General features: G+C 72.9%; 17 protein-coding genes. 7 read left to right on the top strand and 10 right to left on the bottom strand.

Annotation, left to right across the window (positions count from 1 at the left end):
- Window positions 1-210 precede the first annotated feature (210 nt).
- The 6 genes from ACYVK7_RS07665 to ACYVK7_RS07640 form a co-directional block, all read right to left on the bottom strand.
- On the bottom strand, window positions 211-1,128 hold the full coding sequence (locus ACYVK7_RS07665) for a 1-phosphofructokinase family hexose kinase (protein WP_460887094.1): 918 nt from the start codon (window positions 1,126-1,128) through the stop codon (window positions 211-213).
- Window positions 1,125-2,120, bottom strand: a complete 996-nt coding sequence (locus ACYVK7_RS07660) for a carbohydrate kinase family protein (RefSeq protein ID WP_460887093.1) — start codon at window positions 2,118-2,120, stop codon at window positions 1,125-1,127. Before ACYVK7_RS07660 ends, ACYVK7_RS07665 begins: the two co-directional genes overlap by 4 nt.
- A complete protein-coding gene (locus ACYVK7_RS07655; protein ID WP_460887092.1) occupies window positions 2,117-3,007 on the bottom strand; it encodes a carbohydrate ABC transporter permease in 891 nt (296 codons plus the stop codon). Before ACYVK7_RS07655 ends, ACYVK7_RS07660 begins: the two co-directional genes overlap by 4 nt.
- Complete coding sequence (locus ACYVK7_RS07650) at window positions 3,007-3,957, bottom strand: carbohydrate ABC transporter permease (RefSeq protein WP_460887091.1); 951 nt, start codon at window positions 3,955-3,957, stop codon at window positions 3,007-3,009. The genes ACYVK7_RS07655 and ACYVK7_RS07650 overlap by 1 nt, the downstream gene beginning before the upstream one ends.
- Entirely contained in the window at window positions 3,954-5,282 is a 1,329-nt protein-coding gene (locus ACYVK7_RS07645; protein WP_460887090.1) for an ABC transporter substrate-binding protein, read from the bottom strand. Before ACYVK7_RS07645 ends, ACYVK7_RS07650 begins: the two co-directional genes overlap by 4 nt.
- Window positions 5,283-5,395: 113 nt before the next feature.
- Complete coding sequence (locus ACYVK7_RS07640; protein WP_460887089.1) at window positions 5,396-6,283, bottom strand: SIS domain-containing protein; 888 nt, start codon at window positions 6,281-6,283, stop codon at window positions 5,396-5,398.
- A 243-nt stretch (window positions 6,284-6,526) separates the two neighbouring features.
- On the opposite strand from ACYVK7_RS07640, the gene ACYVK7_RS07635 reads away from it, so the two are divergent.
- From ACYVK7_RS07635 to ACYVK7_RS07620, 4 genes are all read left to right on the top strand, one after another.
- The gene (locus ACYVK7_RS07635; RefSeq protein ID WP_460887088.1) at window positions 6,527-7,654 is read left to right on the top strand and encodes an amidohydrolase family protein; all 1,128 of its coding nucleotides are present in this window, start codon (window positions 6,527-6,529) and stop codon (window positions 7,652-7,654) included.
- Between the two features lie 153 nt (window positions 7,655-7,807).
- Window positions 7,808-7,957: a hypothetical protein gene (locus tag ACYVK7_RS07630; RefSeq protein WP_460887087.1), complete on the top strand. Its 150-nt coding sequence runs from the start codon at window positions 7,808-7,810 to the stop codon at window positions 7,955-7,957.
- 78 nt (window positions 7,958-8,035) lie between these two features.
- Window positions 8,036-8,665 (top strand): TetR/AcrR family transcriptional regulator, encoded by a 630-nt coding sequence (locus tag ACYVK7_RS07625; protein WP_460887086.1) that lies wholly within the window; start codon window positions 8,036-8,038, stop codon window positions 8,663-8,665.
- A 204-nt stretch (window positions 8,666-8,869) separates the two neighbouring features.
- Window positions 8,870-9,298, top strand: coding sequence for an organic hydroperoxide resistance protein (locus ACYVK7_RS07620; RefSeq protein WP_460887085.1), 429 nt, complete (start codon window positions 8,870-8,872; stop codon window positions 9,296-9,298).
- Window positions 9,299-9,344: 46 nt separating this feature from the next.
- Here the strand turns inward: ACYVK7_RS07620 and ACYVK7_RS07615 are convergent, their stop codons facing one another.
- Window positions 9,345-9,872, bottom strand: coding sequence for a CGNR zinc finger domain-containing protein (locus ACYVK7_RS07615; protein WP_460887084.1), 528 nt, complete (start codon window positions 9,870-9,872; stop codon window positions 9,345-9,347).
- A 26-nt stretch (window positions 9,873-9,898) separates the two neighbouring features.
- On the opposite strand from ACYVK7_RS07615, the gene ACYVK7_RS07610 reads away from it, so the two are divergent.
- Entirely contained in the window at window positions 9,899-10,147 is a 249-nt protein-coding gene (locus ACYVK7_RS07610) for a hypothetical protein (protein ID WP_460887083.1), read from the top strand.
- Window positions 10,148-10,282: 135 nt separating this feature from the next.
- Entirely contained in the window at window positions 10,283-11,260 is a 978-nt protein-coding gene (locus ACYVK7_RS07605) for a hypothetical protein (RefSeq protein ID WP_460887082.1), read from the top strand.
- Between the two features lie 12 nt (window positions 11,261-11,272).
- Here ACYVK7_RS07605 and ACYVK7_RS07600 read toward each other — a convergent pair whose 3' ends face one another.
- The 3 genes from ACYVK7_RS07600 to ACYVK7_RS07590 are packed head-to-tail and all read right to left on the bottom strand — an operon-like array spanning window position 11,273 to window position 13,861.
- A complete protein-coding gene (locus ACYVK7_RS07600) occupies window positions 11,273-12,280 on the bottom strand; it encodes a hypothetical protein (RefSeq protein WP_460887081.1) in 1,008 nt (335 codons plus the stop codon).
- Window positions 12,281-12,327: 47 nt separating this feature from the next.
- On the bottom strand, window positions 12,328-12,780 hold the full coding sequence (locus tag ACYVK7_RS07595) for a hypothetical protein (protein WP_460887080.1): 453 nt from the start codon (window positions 12,778-12,780) through the stop codon (window positions 12,328-12,330).
- 31 nt (window positions 12,781-12,811) lie between these two features.
- On the bottom strand, window positions 12,812-13,861 hold the full coding sequence (locus ACYVK7_RS07590) for a DNA topoisomerase IB (RefSeq protein ID WP_460887079.1): 1,050 nt from the start codon (window positions 13,859-13,861) through the stop codon (window positions 12,812-12,814).
- A gap of 106 nt (window positions 13,862-13,967) precedes the next feature.
- On the opposite strand from ACYVK7_RS07590, the gene ACYVK7_RS07585 reads away from it, so the two are divergent.
- Window positions 13,968-15,941 carry a thioredoxin domain-containing protein gene (locus ACYVK7_RS07585; protein WP_460887078.1) on the top strand — a complete coding sequence of 658 codons (1,974 nt, stop codon included), beginning with the start codon at window positions 13,968-13,970 and terminating at the stop codon, window positions 15,939-15,941.
- Window positions 15,942-15,955: the final 14 nt, after the last annotated feature.

Raw genomic sequence — 15,955 nt, 5'->3', positions numbered from 1 at the left:
CGCCAGGGACCCGGATGCACGCACACATTGCGGTTCGGCGTTCGCCAGGGACCGGATGCACGCACACATTGCGGTTCGGCGCCGCGATCTCGGTGTGGGTGGGAACGTACGAGTAGGCCCGGGCCGAGCTGGAGCTCGAGAAGGTCCGCCTCGAGAAGGTCCGCCTCGAGAAAGTCCCAGGACTTCCGCCGACGTCCTGATCCGGTACACCTAGCAGCTGACCTCGACGTCCCGGGCGAGGAGGCGGGCCAGGGCCGGGTCGAGGATCGCCGCGCCCGGGACCTGCGCGTTGGCCGTGCCTGTCGCCGTGGCGAGCGCCATGGCCTCGGGCAGGTCGTCTCCCCCGTCGAGTGCGACGAGCAGACCGCCGAGGAACGAGTCACCGCTGCCCACCGGGAAGTGTCCCGTGTGTCCGGCGAGCCGCGCCCGCAGCACCCGCTCGCCGTCCGTCGCCCAGGCCCCCGCCGCGCCGTCGGTCACGACGACCAGGCCTCGGGCCAGCGCGTGCACGGCGGCGAGCAGGTTGGGCACCGGAACCTCCGGGTCACCACCCACGAGCTCCAGCGCCTCGGCCCGGTTGACCTTCACGAGGTCGGGCCCAGCACCGACGGCGCCCCTCAGCGCGGCGCCGTGGCTGTCGACGGCGACCCGGACCCCCGCGGCGTGCAGCCGGCGCACGACGTCGGCCAGCAGGCCCGCCGGGGCGGAGTCCGGCAGGCCGCCCGAGACGAACCACCAGCCGGGGCGGGACGCCGCCAGCGTGACGGCCGTGTCGAGCGCACGTGTCGCCGTGCCGGCCGCGACCGGCACGGCCCGCTCGTAGATCTCGGTGAGCTGCCCGGTGGCCAGCGAGAAGACGGAGACGCAGCTGCGGGTCGGCTCCTGATCCTCCACGACGTGCACGTCGACGCCGTCGGCCCGCGCGCCCGCCGCGACGTCCCTGCCCACGCCGGCGCCGAGCACCGCAACGGCGGACACCTCGGCGCCGAGGGCCGCGGCCGCTCGTGCCGCGTTGAGGGCCTTGCCGCCGCCGACGCGGTGCACGGAGCGGGGGCGCTGAATGCCGTCCAGGCCGTCGACCACGTACGTGACGTCGAGCGACGGGCTGAGCGCGATCGCCGAGATCACCGTGCGAGCACCTGCTCCAGCTCGTCGCGGGTCGCCTGACGCCCGGTGCCGCCGGAGCCGAGGGTCGACAGCGAGCCCGCGACCGTGGCCCACCGCACGCGTGTCTCCTCGTCGGGGACGCCGTGCGCGAGGGCCGCCAGGTAGCCCGCGTCGAAGCTGTCCCCGGCCCCGGTGGTGTCGACGACGTCGACGGTCACGCCCGGCGCGCGCACGACGTCGCCGTCGGCGCCGACCGACCAGCCGCCGTCGGCCCCGTCCTTGACGACCACCCGGGGGCCGCGCCGCGCGACCCGGACCGCCAGCGCGACGTCGTCGAGACCGTCGTGCGGGCCTACCGGCTCGCCGAGGGCACCGGCGATGGCACGCAGCTCGTTGCGGTTGGGCAGCAGCAGGTCCAGGTGCGGCAGCACCTCGTCCAGCCCCGCCCACTGCTCGCCCGGGTCCCAGTTGGTGTCGAGGCTCGTGGTCCAGCCCTGCTCCCGCGCCCGGGCGAGCACCCCGGGCAGCGCACGGGCCAGACCAGGCTGGAGAAAGTAGGAGGCGACGTGCAGCAGCCCGGGGCGTGCGTCGTCGAGCACCGCGCTGACCCGCTCCCCCGTCAGGGTCGGGATGGTGCCCGGCACCGTGAGGATCGCGCGGTCCCGCGGCGTGGACAGGATCACCGACAGCCCGGTCGGCTCGCCGTCCGCCACCTCGACGAGGCCGACGTCGACGCCGCAGCCGCGCAGCGCGTCGAGCGTGACCGTGCCGAACGGGTCGGCCCCCACGCGGGCCACCAGCGACGTCGGCACGTCCAGGCGGGCGGTGCCGGCCGCCGCGATGCTCGCGGAGCCGCCCAGCACCAGATCGCCCGAGTCGGCGAGCTGCTCGGCCTGACCGAACCGGGGCACGACGTCGCCCCGCAGGACGAGGTCGACGTTCGCGTCCCCCGCGACCACCACGGGTCGTGGGGCGGATCGTGCGGCGTGCGGCGAGGTCCCGGTGGTGGTCATCCCTTGACTCCTGAGAACGACATGGTGGCGATGAACTGCTTCTGCGCGAAGACGAAGAAGACGATCAGGGGCAGCGTCGCCACCACGTTGCTCGCCATGAGGAGCGACCAGTCGGTGCGCCGGGCGCCCTGGAAGTTGGTGATGCCGAGCTGGAGCGTGAACGCGCCCGGGTCGTTGATGGCGATCAGCGGCCAGACGAGGTCGTTCCAGGAGCTCAGGAGCGTGAAGATCGCCAGGGTCGCGAGGGCCGGCCGGGCGAGCGGCAGGATGATCCGCCAGAAGGTCGTGAAGCGGGAGCAGCCGTCGAGCAGCGCCGCCTCCTCGAGCTCCACGGGCAGCGACAGGAAGAACTGGCGCATCAGGAAGATCCCGAACACCGACGCGAGCCACGGGACCATCGCCGCGGCGAGCGTGTCGATGATCCCGACCCGGGCGAACATCACGTAGGTCGGCACCATGAGGAGCTGCGTCGGGATCATGATCGTCGCGATGATCATCAGGAACCCGACGTCGCGCCCCGGGAACGTGAGCCGGGCGAACCCGTAGCCCGCGAGCGAGCACAGCACGAGGTGGGAGCCGACCGCGACAAGGGACACGAGCACGGTGTTCCCGGTCCACAGGAGCACGTCCGTGTCGCGGAAGAGCTTCGCGTACCCGTCGAGGGTCAGCTCGGACGGGAAGAACCGCACCGGGAACCGGTTGATCTCCGACTCCGGCGTCAGCGAGGTGAGGAACATCTGCACGAACGGCGTGGCGAAGAGCAGCGCGACGGGGACGAGCACCAGGTGCCACCAGCCCCTGCGGGGCTTGCGGCGCGAGGGTTCCCCTGCCTGCTCGTCGTGCGGCGGCCAGGGTGCCGGCCGGGTGGGTGTGGCGAGTACGGTCATCAGAATCCACCTACCGAGCTGCGGCGCGAGTAGATCGTCACGCCGATCGTGATCGCGAGGGTGACGGCGAAGAGCCCGTAGGCGACGGCCGACGCGTACCCGAACTCCAGGTCCTTGAAGGCCGAGGTCCACAGGTAGTAGACGATCGTCTCCGTGGCCCCCAGCGGACCGCCCCGGGTGGTCGTGTACACGAGGTCGAAGAGCTGGATGGCCTGGATGGTCTGCCAGATGGTCACGAACACCGTCACGGGTGCGAGCTGCGGGAACGTCACGTGCCAGAAGGACTGCCAGCGGTTGGCTCCGTCGACGAGGGCCGCCTCGGAAAGCTCCGCGGGGATGTCCTGGAGCGCGGCGAGGTAGATGACCGTCGTGAAGGCGGCCTGCCCCCACAGCGACATGATCGCGAGGACCACCATCGCCTGGTTCGGGTCCTCGAGCCAGCCCTGCTGGGGCAGACCCACGACCCGTAGCACGTTGTTGACCAGTCCGAACTGCGGGTTGAACAGGTACGTCGTCAGGATGCCCGTGGCAGCGGCCGACACGACGAACGGGAGAAAGATCAGGGTGCGGTACAGGCCGACCAGGACGATCCGCCGGTTCAGCGCCGTGGCGAGGCCGAGGCCGAGGAGCACCGACGCGGGCACGAACAGCGCCGTGTACAGCACGGTGTGCGTGGCGGCGGCCGCGAGGTCGGCGTCGCCGGCCATCTCGGCGTAGTTCTCGAACCCGACCTGCTCGGGCACAGAGAAGCCGTTCCAGTCCTGCAGGGACAGCAGGAACGCCCAGACCGCCGGGAAGATGGACAGGCCCAGCACGATGAGGGTCGCGGGCCCGACGAATCCCCATCCGGTGAGGCCGTCCCTGAGCCGGTGGGCCGGGCGCGGGCGCTGCGGCGGGACGCCCCGCGGGATGGGGACGTCCCGCCGCGACGGGAGGGCGGTCGCGGTCACTTGTCCGCCAGGGCGGCCGTCGCCTCGTCCGCGGCTCGCGCGAGGGCGTCGGCAGGCTCGCCCTGGCCCTGCAGCACCTCGGAGATGGCGGTCCCGATCGCCTCGGAGAGGTTCACGTAGCCGGGGACGGTGGGGCGCGGGATGGTCGCGTTCTCACTGTTCGCGGCCATCACCTCGAGCCCGGGCATCTCCTTGACCTGCGCCTGGAACTCGGGCGATTCGATCTCGCTCGCGCGCAGGGGCAGGTTGCCGTAGGCGACGTTCCAGCGCACGTCCTGCTCCGGGTCGGTCAGCCACTTCGTGAACTCGTACGACCAGTACTCGCGGTTGGCGTCCTGGTGGTCGAAGAGCACCCACAGGTCCGCACCGGAGATCGTGGTGTGCTTGCCGTCGGTCCCGGGCAGCGGCACCACGCCGTAGTCCGTCTCCGCGACCTGGAGGTCGTACAGCGACCACGGGCCGGAGGTGATCATCCCGATCTGGTCGCTCGCGAAGATCTGCCCGAACTTCGTGTCGGTCTGGTCCAGGTACACGGACTCGTCCTCGACCGCCATGTCGCGCAGCAAGGTCAGCGCCTCGACGCCGGCCTCGGAGTCGAAGGTCGCGGTGGTCTCGGACTCGTCGAGGATCTCGCCGCCGTTCTGCCACAGGTGCGGCCAGAACTGCCAGGTCGTCTCCTCGGACCCGGAGACCGAGTACCCGTACCCGTAGGTGGTGGTCGCCGGGTCGGTGAGCTCCTTGGCCGCGGCGCGGAAGTCGTCCCATGTCCAGTCGGCGGTGGGGTACTCGACGCCGGCCTCGTCGAAGACCGTCTTGTTGTAGATCAGCGAGAGATTGTCGACGACGGCGGGGAACCCGATGGTGGCGTCGCCGGTCGGCTGCGCCGTCGCACGGGCGGCTCCCGAGAACTCGTCCCACCCGACGGCGGGGTCGGCCACCTGCTCCGAGATGTCGAGTGTCCGCCCGGAGTCGGCGAGCTCGCTCGCCCACGACCCGAACGCGTAGGAGATGTCGGGGTAGGTCCCGCCGGCGAACGACGACGAGAGCTTCTGGAGCAGGTCCTCCGTCGACGGCGCCCCCGAGGAGACCTCGATGGTCACGTTGGGGTGCTCCTCCTCGAACTCCTCGGCGAGCCCGGTGAGTATGGTCTGGGCCTGGTCGGCCTGTCCCGTCCACCAGGTGAGCGTGACGTCGGCCTCGGTGTCGAGCGTCGTCGCGCCCTGGGCGCCCGTCGAGCAGGAGGCGAGCAGGGCCGTCGTCGCGAGGAGGGCGGCGGCACCGATGGCGCCCCGTCCACGGTCGGTACGGATGTGTTGACGCAGCATGATCGTCCTCGTTCCTTCTGCGTACTTCGATGGTCTTCTCAGGTGTCCTGCAAGGTCGCTTCGTGGTCGCTGCCGTGCCGTGACTCGCGTCGTGGCTCGGCTCGTGCCGTGGCTCAGCCGAGCACGACCGACCGGGTCAGATGCCGTGGCGCGTCCGCGTCCAGTCCCCGCGAGCCCGCGAGCTCGACGGCGAGCCGCTGCGCCTGCACCAGCTGGATGAGCGGGTCGAGGTCCTCGTGCACGACGGTGGCCCCGGTGCGCTCGACGTCGGCGGTGAGGGCCGGTTCGGCCTCGCCGAAGAGCGTGACCAGGCTGGTCTCCCCCGCCACGGCCACGGGGCCGTGCCGGTAGTCGAGTGCCGGGTAGGCCTCGGACCAGGCCTGTGCGGCCTCGCGGATCTTGAGCGCCGCCTCCTGAGCGAGACCGTAGCCCCACGACCTGCCGAGGAACACGAAGTGCTCGAAGCGCGCGGGATCGACGGTCAGCGGTGCGGCGAGCACGTCGGCCACGCGGGCCAGTACAGGCGCCAGGTCCTCACCGAAGCCGGTCCGTGCCAGCGCCAGGACCGCGGTGGGGAACCGGGTCTGGACCACGGACTCCTCGTTCGCGAAGTCCAGCACCAGGCTCTCGTCGGCCGCCTCGGTCACCGGGGAACCCGCCACGCCGACGACCGCTGCTCTGGCCGTGCCGGCCGGCACGCGGCCGAGCGCCTCGAGCACCTCGCTCGTGGTCCCGGATCGGCTGATCACGACGACGCGGTCGTACGGGCGTCCTGGCGTCCACTCCGACGCGTACGCGGCGTCGGTCTCACCGAGGCCCGCGCCCTCGCGCAGCACGGCGAGGGACTCGGCGACGAAGGCGCTGGTGCCGCAGCCGAGCACCAGGACCCGCTCGCCCGGGCGGCCGAGCACCTGGGCGGCCTGGGGAGCCAGGGCGACGGCACGGGCCCAGACCTCGGGCTGGCTGCGGATCTCACGCTCGGTGGTGGTGCTGATGCTCACGTGCGGCTTCCTGTCGTCGTCCGGTCGCCCCGGCCCGGCGCCGAGGGCTCGGCACCGACTGGTCGGCGCCGCTGAGGCCCATCGTGCTCGACTGTTGCGCGGGAGTCACCAAGACTGGCGTATTCGATCACTCTGACTGATTGAATCGCGTAACAAGTCGGCAATCTGCTCATGGATGCTCGATCCTCAGGGACGTCTCGCGCACGTCGAGCACTTTCCTGGACTCTCGCCGAGGAGGCAGTCATGAGCCACGTTCCCGAACCCGCCGGCTCCAGCCATCCCAGCCATCCCAGCAGTGGCACGCACCCCGCCCGTCCCGCGGTACCGGACCTCCAGCTCGTCGACTGGGCGCCGTGTCCGCAGGTCTCACTGCCCGTCACCCGGGTGCCGCGCGCCGCCGTGCCGGCCGTGGACGTGCACAACCACCTCGGACGCTGGCTCACCTCCCACTGGTGCGCACCGGACGTCGCCGCGCTCCTCGGCATGATGGACGACGCGGGGATCGAGACGGTCGTCAACCTCGACGGACTGTGGGGCGACGAGCTGGAGGCCAACCTCGACCGGTACGACCGGGCGCACCCCGGCCGCTTCCTCACGTTCTGCCAGGTCGACTGGAGTCTTCTGCGCCGGAGCGGCGGGGAGCGGGAGATCCAGGACCAGCTGCGGGACAGCGCCGCGCGGGGCGCCCGGGGCCTCAAGGTGTGGAAGAACCTCGGCCTCACCGTCGTCGGACCCGACGGGGAGCTGGTGCTCCCCGACGACCAGCGGGTGGTCGACGTGCTCGCCCTGGCCGGCGAGCTCGGGCTGCCCGCCCTCGTGCACGTCGCCGACCCGAAGGCGTTCTTCGAGCCGCTGGACGCACGCAACGAGCGGTTCGACGAGCTCGCCGGCCAGCCGGACTGGTCGTTCGCCGACCGGGACCGCTACCCGTCCTTCGACCGCCTCCTCGACGCGTTCGAGGCCCTGGTCGTGGCGACCCCCGGCACCCGGTACATCGGCGCGCACGTGGGTTGCGCGGCCGAGGACCTCGACCGGGTCGAGCGGCTCCTGCGGGCGGCGCCCCACCTCGTCGTCGACATCGCCGGCCGGCTCGCCGAGCTCGGTCGGCAGCCGCGCCGGTTCCGGCGGCTCGTGGAGAGCTTCCCGGACCGCGTCCTCTTCGGCACGGACGCCTTTCCGCTGGACCCCGAGCAGCTCGCTGTCCACTTCCGCTTTCTCGAGACGGACGACGAGTGCTTCGACTACGCACCGGGCGAGGACGTGCCGCCGCAGGGCAGGTGGCAGATCTCGGGTGCCGCCCTGCCCGCGCACCTGCTGCCCGGTCTGTACGCGGGCAACGCGCGCCGGGTGCTGGGGATCGGTGAGGGGTGACCGGCTCGAGCCGCGCACCGTGGGCACCATGGCGCGACCCCTGGCCGTCCGACCGCAATACCAGTAATGCCCGACATGCGAGTAACCGGGCACGGGGGCACTGTCGAAGGAGCACGGCGCGATCACCGCGCCGTGCGGAGGAAGGAGATCGACATGCCAACGTGGCTCATCCTCATCCTGGTCGGCGTAGCGCTCGTGATTCTCGGTGTCGCCACCGAGATCGGCCAGTTCCTCATCTGGATCGGTGTGATCGTCCTCGTGGCCAGCCTCATCATCGGCCTCGTCGGACGCACCCGGACCTAGCGGCCAGGTAGACGAACCCGTCCGTACACCCCGGCGTAGACTGCTCGGTCAGGTCATCCGGAACGGAAGCGAGCAGGTATGAGCACGACGACGCCGGCCGAACCGTCGAGGGGCGGTGCCGCGGGCACCGGAGGCACCCGCTCCACCCGCGACCGCATCCTCGACGCGGCCACCGAGCTGTTCTACGCGCAGGGCATCCGCGCGATCAGCGCCGACAAGATCATCGAGCGCGCCGGCATCACGAAGGTGACGTTCTACCGACACTTCCGGACCAAGGACGCCCTGGTGGTGGCGTACCTCGAGCGGCAGGCCGCGTCGGAGCGGAGCGCGCTGGACGGGCTGCGCTCGTCCGCCGCGGACGACGCGGAGGCGCTCCGGCTGTTCGTCGCGGCGGTCGGTGCAGAGAGCTGCAAGCCGGGTTTCCGCGGCTGCGCGTTCATCAACGCGGCCGCGGAGTACGCCGAACCGGACGGCCCCGTCCGCAAGACGGTCGCCGAGCACCGGGCCTGGTACCGGTCGATGTTCGCCGAGCTGCTCGGCGGGATGGGCGTGACGAACACCGCCCAGGCCGCCGACGAGCTGATGATGCTCCGCGACGGGGCGATGGTGTCGGGATACCTCGACGAACCCTCCCGCGTGGGTGCCGCCCTGGAGCGCGCCGTCACCGCGGTCGTCGACGCCGGCCGCGCGGCCCGGCCGGCCGGCTGACCGCCGGGTTCCACCGGCGCCGCCCGGGACCCCGGGCGCCCGCAGCCCGTCGTCACGTCAGTGGCGGCGGGCTTTCACATGGTCCGGCGCCTGTCGCCGCCCGGTGCGCCGGGACTTGTGCGGGCGTGGCATCCGGCCTACGGTAGACGTACTAGTTCGTCTACATCGGCGCACCGTCGCCGTGCCCCATGAAGGAGCTGCACCATGGCCGACAGCATCTACACCGCCATCGCGACGTCCACCGGTGACGGTCGCGCGGGAGGCCGCGCCGCCACCGACGACGGCGCGCTGGACCTCACCCTGGCCGTGCCGGCAGCCATGGGTGGGCCCGGCGGGGGCACCAACCCCGAGCAGCTCTTCGCGGCCGGCTGGGCCGCCTGCTTCCACAGCGCGCTCAAGGGTGTCGCCGCCGCACAGAAGGTCAGGTTCGCCGACTCCGCGGTGGTCGCGGAGATCGGCATCCAGCCGATCGAGGGCGGCGCGTACGGCCTGAGCGCCGCACTGCACGTGGAGCTCTCCGGCGTGGACCAGGCCACCGCCGACCAGCTCGTCGAGGCCGCCCACAAGGTCTGCCCCTACTCGAACGCCACCCGCGGCAACATCCCGGTCACGATCGACGCGACCGTCGCCTGAGCCGGGGATAAACCCTGAGCCGGAGGTGCGGCGCCGGGTGCGGGCCCTACCGGCCCGCACCCGTCCGCTCGCGGTGCCTCCGCACGGCCGCCCGGTTGGCGCACCGCACGGAGCAGTAGCGCTGTCGCCCGTTCCGGGTGACGTCGACCACGACGGCCGTGCACGGTGCGGCCGCGCACCGCCCCAGCCGGTGCATCCCGCGCGTGACCAGGTGGAGCGAGGTACCCACGCTGATCACGGCGCGCAGGACCGAGGACAGGACCTGACCCTCGTCCCGGTAGTGCAGGTGCCATCCCTCGCCGTCGTGATCGGTCAGGCGCGGGTAGGCGGCTGCGGCCGCCATCTGGACGTTCAGCAGTGCGGCGCGCCGCCCCGGGTCCGCCTCGTCCACGACGCGCAGCCAGTCGTCGATGACCAGGCGTAGCCGGGCGTGGTCCTCCGGGTCCTCGTGGAAGGCCATCGTCATGCCGAACTCGCGGGTACGCGCCTCGATGCCCGCACGATCGGCCGGCCACTCGTTGGCCAGAGAGGCCGCCAGCAGGACCGCGTACTCGCCGTAAGGGTTGAGATGCACAACACCATTACACCATCGTGTGGTGCATGGCTCCCCTGCACATCCTTCCCGCGTCCCGGACCAGCACGGACGCGGCGCACGAGTACGAGCACGAGCACGAGCACGAGCACGCGTGGACGACCGAGTCACGCCACGCGACCTCGGCGGGATGCGTGCTCTACGTACGGTGCGCCACGTGCGGCACCCGTCGCGTGGATCTCCAGGGCGGCCTCGACACACCACCGACGCCGCTCAGCCGAGCGGTCGGCGAGCGCCCTGTGCGCCCCGTGCGCTGATACTTCGCATGATCACCTTGACCGCCGCGGGCCACCGGCCACAGATTCGGTCCCGATGGGTCCGGCGCGAGAGAAATTTCGCACCGCCGCGCACCGGAGCGCGGGGGCGTCCGCCCGGGCCGGACTGGAGTCATTGTGGAATCAGACCGAAAGCCCATGCTGGACCGGCGGAGCCTGCTCGTCGGCGCGACGGTGCTCGGCTCGGCCGCCGCCCTCGGCATCGCCCCGCCCGCCGCCGCGGCGGTACCCGGCTTCCCCGCCTTCACCCGCCTGGGCGCGGCGCTCGACAAGTCGGCGCTCGCCTACAACCCCACGGGCGAGCTCATCTTCCCGTCGGTGCGGCACGTCGCCGGGCGCGTGCGGAACCCGCTGGGCGCCTGGTACATGTACTACGCGCCGCACGACGCACCCGGCGGCATCTGCCTGGCCTACGCCGACTCCCTCGCGGGACCGTGGCGGGAGTACCCGGGCAACCCGGTGGTCTCCCGCACCTGGTCGCCGCACTACTCGGTCAGCCACGTCTCGAGCCCGCACGCGGTGTGGAACTCCGCGGACGGGCGGATGTACCTCTACTTCCACGGGGAGAACACCACGACCCGGGTGGCGACGTCGGACGACGGGCGGACCTTCGCCTACGGCGGCACGGTGCTGCACACCGGGATGCTGCCCTCGGACGTCACCGAGACGTCCTACGCGCGGGTGTTCCCCCACCCGACCAAGGCAGACACCCAGATCATGCTGTTCATGGGCGCCCAGGCCGGGACGCGCAAGATCTTCATCGGCTGGTCGAACCAGCTGGCCTCGGGCTGGCAGTTCAAGCACGCCCCGCTGATCTCGCCGATCTCCGGCGAGGGCGGCCAGCTCTCCGGGGCCCACTACTGGTCGCGGAACGGCGGCGGCCACGTGGTCTACCACAGCGGTGCCGGCACGATCCACGTGGCCGACGTCGGCACGAGCTTCGACCGCGAGCACCACCTCGGGGTGCTGTACGACGAGCCCGTCGCCACGCGCGCGGCGGCGCCGAGCTTCGCCGAGGAGGACGGCCGCCTCTACATGTACTACGAGGCCGGAATGCGTGGCAGGACCAACATCGCGATCGCCCGGGCCGGCTGACCGGGCCGCGCGTCAGATGGCGGACGGGGAGCCGGTCGGACCGGGCGTGGCCGTCGGCGAGACCGAGGGGTCCGGCGTCGGGTCCGAGGACGGCTCGGGCGTCGGCTCCGCGCTCGCCGACGGTTCGGCGCTCGGGGTCGGCTCGGCGGGCGACGGCGTCGTCGTGCCGCCGCCGGGCGTCCCCGGCCCGCCCGTGCCTCCGGTGCCGCCGTCGGAGCCGCCACCGCCGGTCCCGCCGCCGTCCGGGGCACCGGTCCCGGCGCCGCCCTCGCTCGCGCCGCCCCCGTCGGACGACGAACCGGCCGTCCCCGTGCCCTCGGCACCGCTCCCCCACTGTGACCGGGGCACCGCCGGGTCCTGCGGCGCCTGCCCGTGGCCGGTGACATCGGCCGCCGCGTCGAGGATGGCCGAGCGGCGCGCGTCGAGATCCTCGAGGTACGCGCTGGTGCGCGACGGCGGGGCTCCGGCGCTCGGTGGCCGCGCCTCCAGGGCCGCCCTCCCCGCGTCGAGCGCGCGGCGCAGGTCGCGCAGCGCGGAGGGTGCCGCGCCCCGGGTGACCGCCTCGGCGTGGACCGCCTCGCCGTCCTCGACCGCGTCGGCGAGCCGGTCACGCGCGTCGGCCACGCGCTGGTCCGGTCCGGACGCGTCGTCCGACGACTGCGATCCCGGTGCGGCGACGGGAAGCTCCAGCGCTCCCACGACGGTCGGTCCGCCGACGTCGTCCGGGCGGTCGCCACGCAGCGCGAAGGCTCCGCCGGCGCCCAGCGCGACCACGGCGAGGGTGACGCCGCCGGCCACCACGGCCCGTAGCCGCGAGCGCGGCGGGTCCGGTTCGGTGCCTTGCCCGATGCCGTCCGCCCGCACCGACCCGGGTTCCGCCTCGGCGCGCCGGTCGTCGTGCGTCTCGGCGTCGCCGGCCGTGGCCGCTGCCCACGCCTGCGCCGAGCCCGGAATCGGCGTGCCGACCCGGGACGGTTCGATGTGCTCAAGGTGGCGGGTGGGCCTCGGGTTCTCGATCACGAGGGAACGATAGCGCCTATGGGTGAAATGTCGGATACCACCGCGCGTCAGCGGGTGGGGGCGCGCTGGTCCGCGCGGGACCTGGCCCGGCGGCGCCCGGCCGGGGCGCCGTTGGTCGCTCCGGCGTCCCAGGCCCGTGCGATGCCGAGACGGCGCAGGTGGTCGGCGGTCACCGTCGCCCCGTCGGGCCCGATCCAGTGCTCGGGCCCGAAGCGGTCGTCGGTCCTCGCGTCCCAGCGCCGCATGAAGGGAGTGCCGTTGTCGGCGATGACCACCGACCCGTAGGTGGTGGGCAGCGTCGTGTCGGGCAGATGGATGAGGGTGTAGATCTCCGCGAGGTCCGCCGGGCCCACGGACGACACGCTGTACCAGTTGCCGTCGGCGTCCCGCTGGACCGCGTACCCGCTGGCGTCCAGCACGACGCTGAGGCGGGGCAGGTCGGCGTCGAGGAGCTCCTGGCTGTTCCGGTAGACGGTGCCGACCTGGGCTGTCTGGGTCATCGCGAGATCTCCTTGACGTCGAAGGTGGTATTCACCTATCAAAGCGGATTCGTCGCGGTTCGGGGTTTCTGACCGTGATCGCCGTCAGAAACTTCAGGAGGGCGCGCTCGTCGGCGTCCATCCAGCGGGAGGTCCGGACGGCGTTGGCGCCGGAGCGCTCGATCAGCCGGTCCAGCTCGGCACGGTCGTCGGCGAGGATCGCCGGGTGGATGTAGCTCTTGCGGCACACCGCAGGAGTGTTGTGGAGCTGGGCGGCGGCGATCCGGACGGCCTCGGCGCGCTGCTCGTCGTGCTCACGCCCGTTCGCCGGGTCGAGGCGGCGCAGGTGACCGAACGCGACCGCGCTGGCTCCCCACGTCCGGAACGTCTTGGCCGTGTAGTCGGCGGCGGTCACCAGGCCGAGGTAGTCGTTGACGTCGCGGGAACCGACGCTGCGGACCTCCTCGCCGTCCACGTACTGCAGCAGCTGCTGTCCGGGCAGCTCCCGGCAGCGGCGGACGATGTTCGCGACCCGCCGGTCGTGGACCACGACGTCGTGCGGCGTGCCCGACTTGCCGGGGAAGCGGAACCGCACCTCGGCTCCCTCGATCGTGGCGTGCCGGCTGCGCAGCGTCGTCAGCCCGAACGAATCGCCCGACCGCACGTACTCGTCGTTGCCGACCCGGACCAGCGTCGCGTCGAGCAGCCAGACGACGGTCGCGACCACCCGTTCCTGGCTGAGCCGTGGTGCGCGCCGGTCGGCGTCGACCCGTCGGCGCAGGGCCGTGAGCCCCTCGCCGAACCCCCGCAGCTCGTGGAACTTGGCCGCGTCCCGGTACGCGCGCCACCGCCGGTGGTACAGGTACTGCTTGCGGCCCTTGGCGTCACGCCCCGTCGCCTGGACGTGGCCGGTCGGGTCGACGCAGATCCACACGTCGGTCCACGCGGGCGGGACCGCGAGCGCCCGGATCCGCTCGAGCGCCTCCGGATCCGTGATCCTGGCCCCGCGATGGTCCACGTACGTGAAGCCCCTGCCACGCCGGTGGCGGTGGATGCCGCGGTCGGCGTCGCAGCTGTGGGTGAGCAGGTCCTCCGCGCTCATCGCAGCTCCTTCCGCACGACCTCCCGGTGCCGGCTCTCGCCTCCAGCCACTATGGCCCCGGTCCCGGTGCGGGGCGAGCGCGCGCGTGGGGTGTCAGGCTGGTGGGATGCCGAACCGTCTGGGGACCGCGACCAGCCCGTACCTCCTGCAGCACGCCGACAACCCGGTCGACTGGTGGGAGTGGGGCGACGAGGCGTTCGCGGAGGCCCGGCGCCGGGACGTGCCGGTCCTCCTGTCGGTCGGGTACGCCGCGTGCCACTGGTGCCACGTCATGGCGCACGAGTCGTTCGAGGACGCGGGCGTGGCCGCCGTCGTCAACGCCCGCTTCGTCGCGGTGAAGGTGGACCGGGAGGAACGCCCCGACGTCGACGCCGTCTACATGAGCGCGACGACGGCCCTGACCGGGCAGGGTGGCTGGCCCATGACCTGCTTCCTCACCCCGGACGGCGCACCGTTCTACTGCGGCACCTACTACCCCCGCGAACAGTTCCTGGCCCTGCTCGACGCGATCACGGAGGCCTGGACGCAACGGCGCGACGCCGTGGCACAGCAGGGCGCGGCGATCACCGACGCCGTACGCACGGCCTCCCGGCTGACGCCCGACGCGCTGGACGACGCGGCCCTCGACGGGGCCGCACGGCTCGTGACCCGCGACGCCGACCCCGTACGGGGCGGGTTCGGCGGCGCGCCCAAGTTCCCGCCGTCGATGACCCTCGAGCACCTCCTGCGCCACCACGCACGCACCGGGGACCCCGAGTCGCTGCGCGTCGTCGAGCGCACGTGCGAGGCCATGGCCCGTGGCGGCATCTACGACCAGCTCGCCGGCGGGTTCGCGCGGTACTCGGTGGACGGCGCCTGGGTGGTGCCCCACTTCGAGAAGATGCTGTACGACAACGCCCAGCTCCTGCGCGTCTACCTGCACCTGTACCGCGTGACCGGCTCGACGCTCGCAGCACGCGTCGCCCGCGAGACCGCCGGCTTCCTCCTCGCGGACCTGGGCACGCCCGAGGGCGGGTTCGCCTCCGCGCTCGACGCCGACACCGACGGCGCGGAGGGGCTCACCTACGTCTGGACCCCGCAGCAGCTCACGGCAGCCCTGGGGCCCGACGACGGCGCCCGCGCCGCCGAGGTCCTCTCCGTCACACCAGAGGGCACGTTCGAGCACGGCACCTCGACCCTCCAGCTCCTCGCCGACCCCGACCCGGCCTGGTGGGCCGGGGTACGGGCGCGGCTCGCCGAGGCCCGGGCAGGGCGGCCCCAGCCCGCGCGGGACGACAAGGTGGTCACCGCATGGAACGGGCTGGCGATCGCCGCCCTCGCCGAGGCCGGCGCCCTGCTCGACGTCCCGGGCCACGTCCTCGCCGCACGGGACTGCGCCGAGCTGATCCTGCACCTCCACCTCGTCGACGGGCGGCTCCGGCGGGCGTCCCGCGGCGGCGTGGTCGGGGCCGCACCAGGGGTCGCCGCCGACCACGGCGACCTCGCCGAGGGGCTCCTCGCACTGCACCAGGCGACGGGCGAGGCACGATGGCTCGAGGCCGCGGGCAGCCTGCTCGACACCGCGACGGCCCGGTTCGGCGACGGCGACGGCGGGTTCTTCGACACGGCCGACGACGCCGAACGCCTCGTGAGCCGGCCGAAGGACCCCACCGACGGCCCAGAACCCTCCGGGCAGTCGTCGCTCGCGGGCGCCCTGAGCACCTACGCGGCACTGACCGGGTCGCCCCGGCACCGCACGTCGGCCGAGACCGCCGTCGCCGCGGCGGGCACCCTGGCCCGGCAGGCGCCGCGGTTCGCCGGCTGGACGCTCGCCACCGCGGAGGCGCTCGCCGCCGGCCCGCTGCAGGTCGCCGTCGTCGGGCCCGACGACGCGGCGCGGGCGGCGCTCGAGCACGTGGCGCGACACGCCGCCTCCCCCGGCCTGGTGGTCACCGTCGGCGAGCCGGACGCACCGGGTCTGCCCCTGCTCGCCGGCCGACCGCTCGTCGACGGCCGGGCGGCCGCCTACGTGTGCAGGGAGTTCGTGTGCGACCGGCCGGTGACGACGCCCGCGGACCTCACGGCGGCGCTCGCCGGGTGATCCGCCGCCGGCCG

The organism is Promicromonospora xylanilytica, assembly GCF_054782895.1.
The sequence above is the reverse complement of the archived record's forward strand: the minus strand, read 5'-3'. Positions and strand labels throughout refer to the sequence as shown.

Coding starts and splice junctions, on each gene's coding strand:
- ACYVK7_RS07645 (WP_460887090.1), bottom strand. CDS start 5,282: ATGCTGCGTCAACACATCCGTACCGACCGTGGACGGGGCGCCATCGGT.
- ACYVK7_RS07630 (WP_460887087.1), top strand. CDS start 7,808: ATGCCAACGTGGCTCATCCTCATCCTGGTCGGCGTAGCGCTCGTGATT.
- ACYVK7_RS07595 (WP_460887080.1), bottom strand. CDS start 12,780: ATGACCCAGACAGCCCAGGTCGGCACCGTCTACCGGAACAGCCAGGAG.
- ACYVK7_RS07620 (WP_460887085.1), top strand. CDS start 8,870: ATGGCCGACAGCATCTACACCGCCATCGCGACGTCCACCGGTGACGGT.
- ACYVK7_RS07635 (WP_460887088.1), top strand. CDS start 6,527: ATGAGCCACGTTCCCGAACCCGCCGGCTCCAGCCATCCCAGCCATCCC.
- ACYVK7_RS07655 (WP_460887092.1), bottom strand. CDS start 3,007: ATGACCGTACTCGCCACACCCACCCGGCCGGCACCCTGGCCGCCGCAC.
- ACYVK7_RS07660 (WP_460887093.1), bottom strand. CDS start 2,120: ATGACCACCACCGGGACCTCGCCGCACGCCGCACGATCCGCCCCACGA.
- ACYVK7_RS07625 (WP_460887086.1), top strand. CDS start 8,036: ATGAGCACGACGACGCCGGCCGAACCGTCGAGGGGCGGTGCCGCGGGC.
- ACYVK7_RS07610 (WP_460887083.1), top strand. CDS start 9,899: ATGGCTCCCCTGCACATCCTTCCCGCGTCCCGGACCAGCACGGACGCG.
- ACYVK7_RS07590 (WP_460887079.1), bottom strand. CDS start 13,861: ATGAGCGCGGAGGACCTGCTCACCCACAGCTGCGACGCCGACCGCGGC.
- ACYVK7_RS07585 (WP_460887078.1), top strand. CDS start 13,968: ATGCCGAACCGTCTGGGGACCGCGACCAGCCCGTACCTCCTGCAGCAC.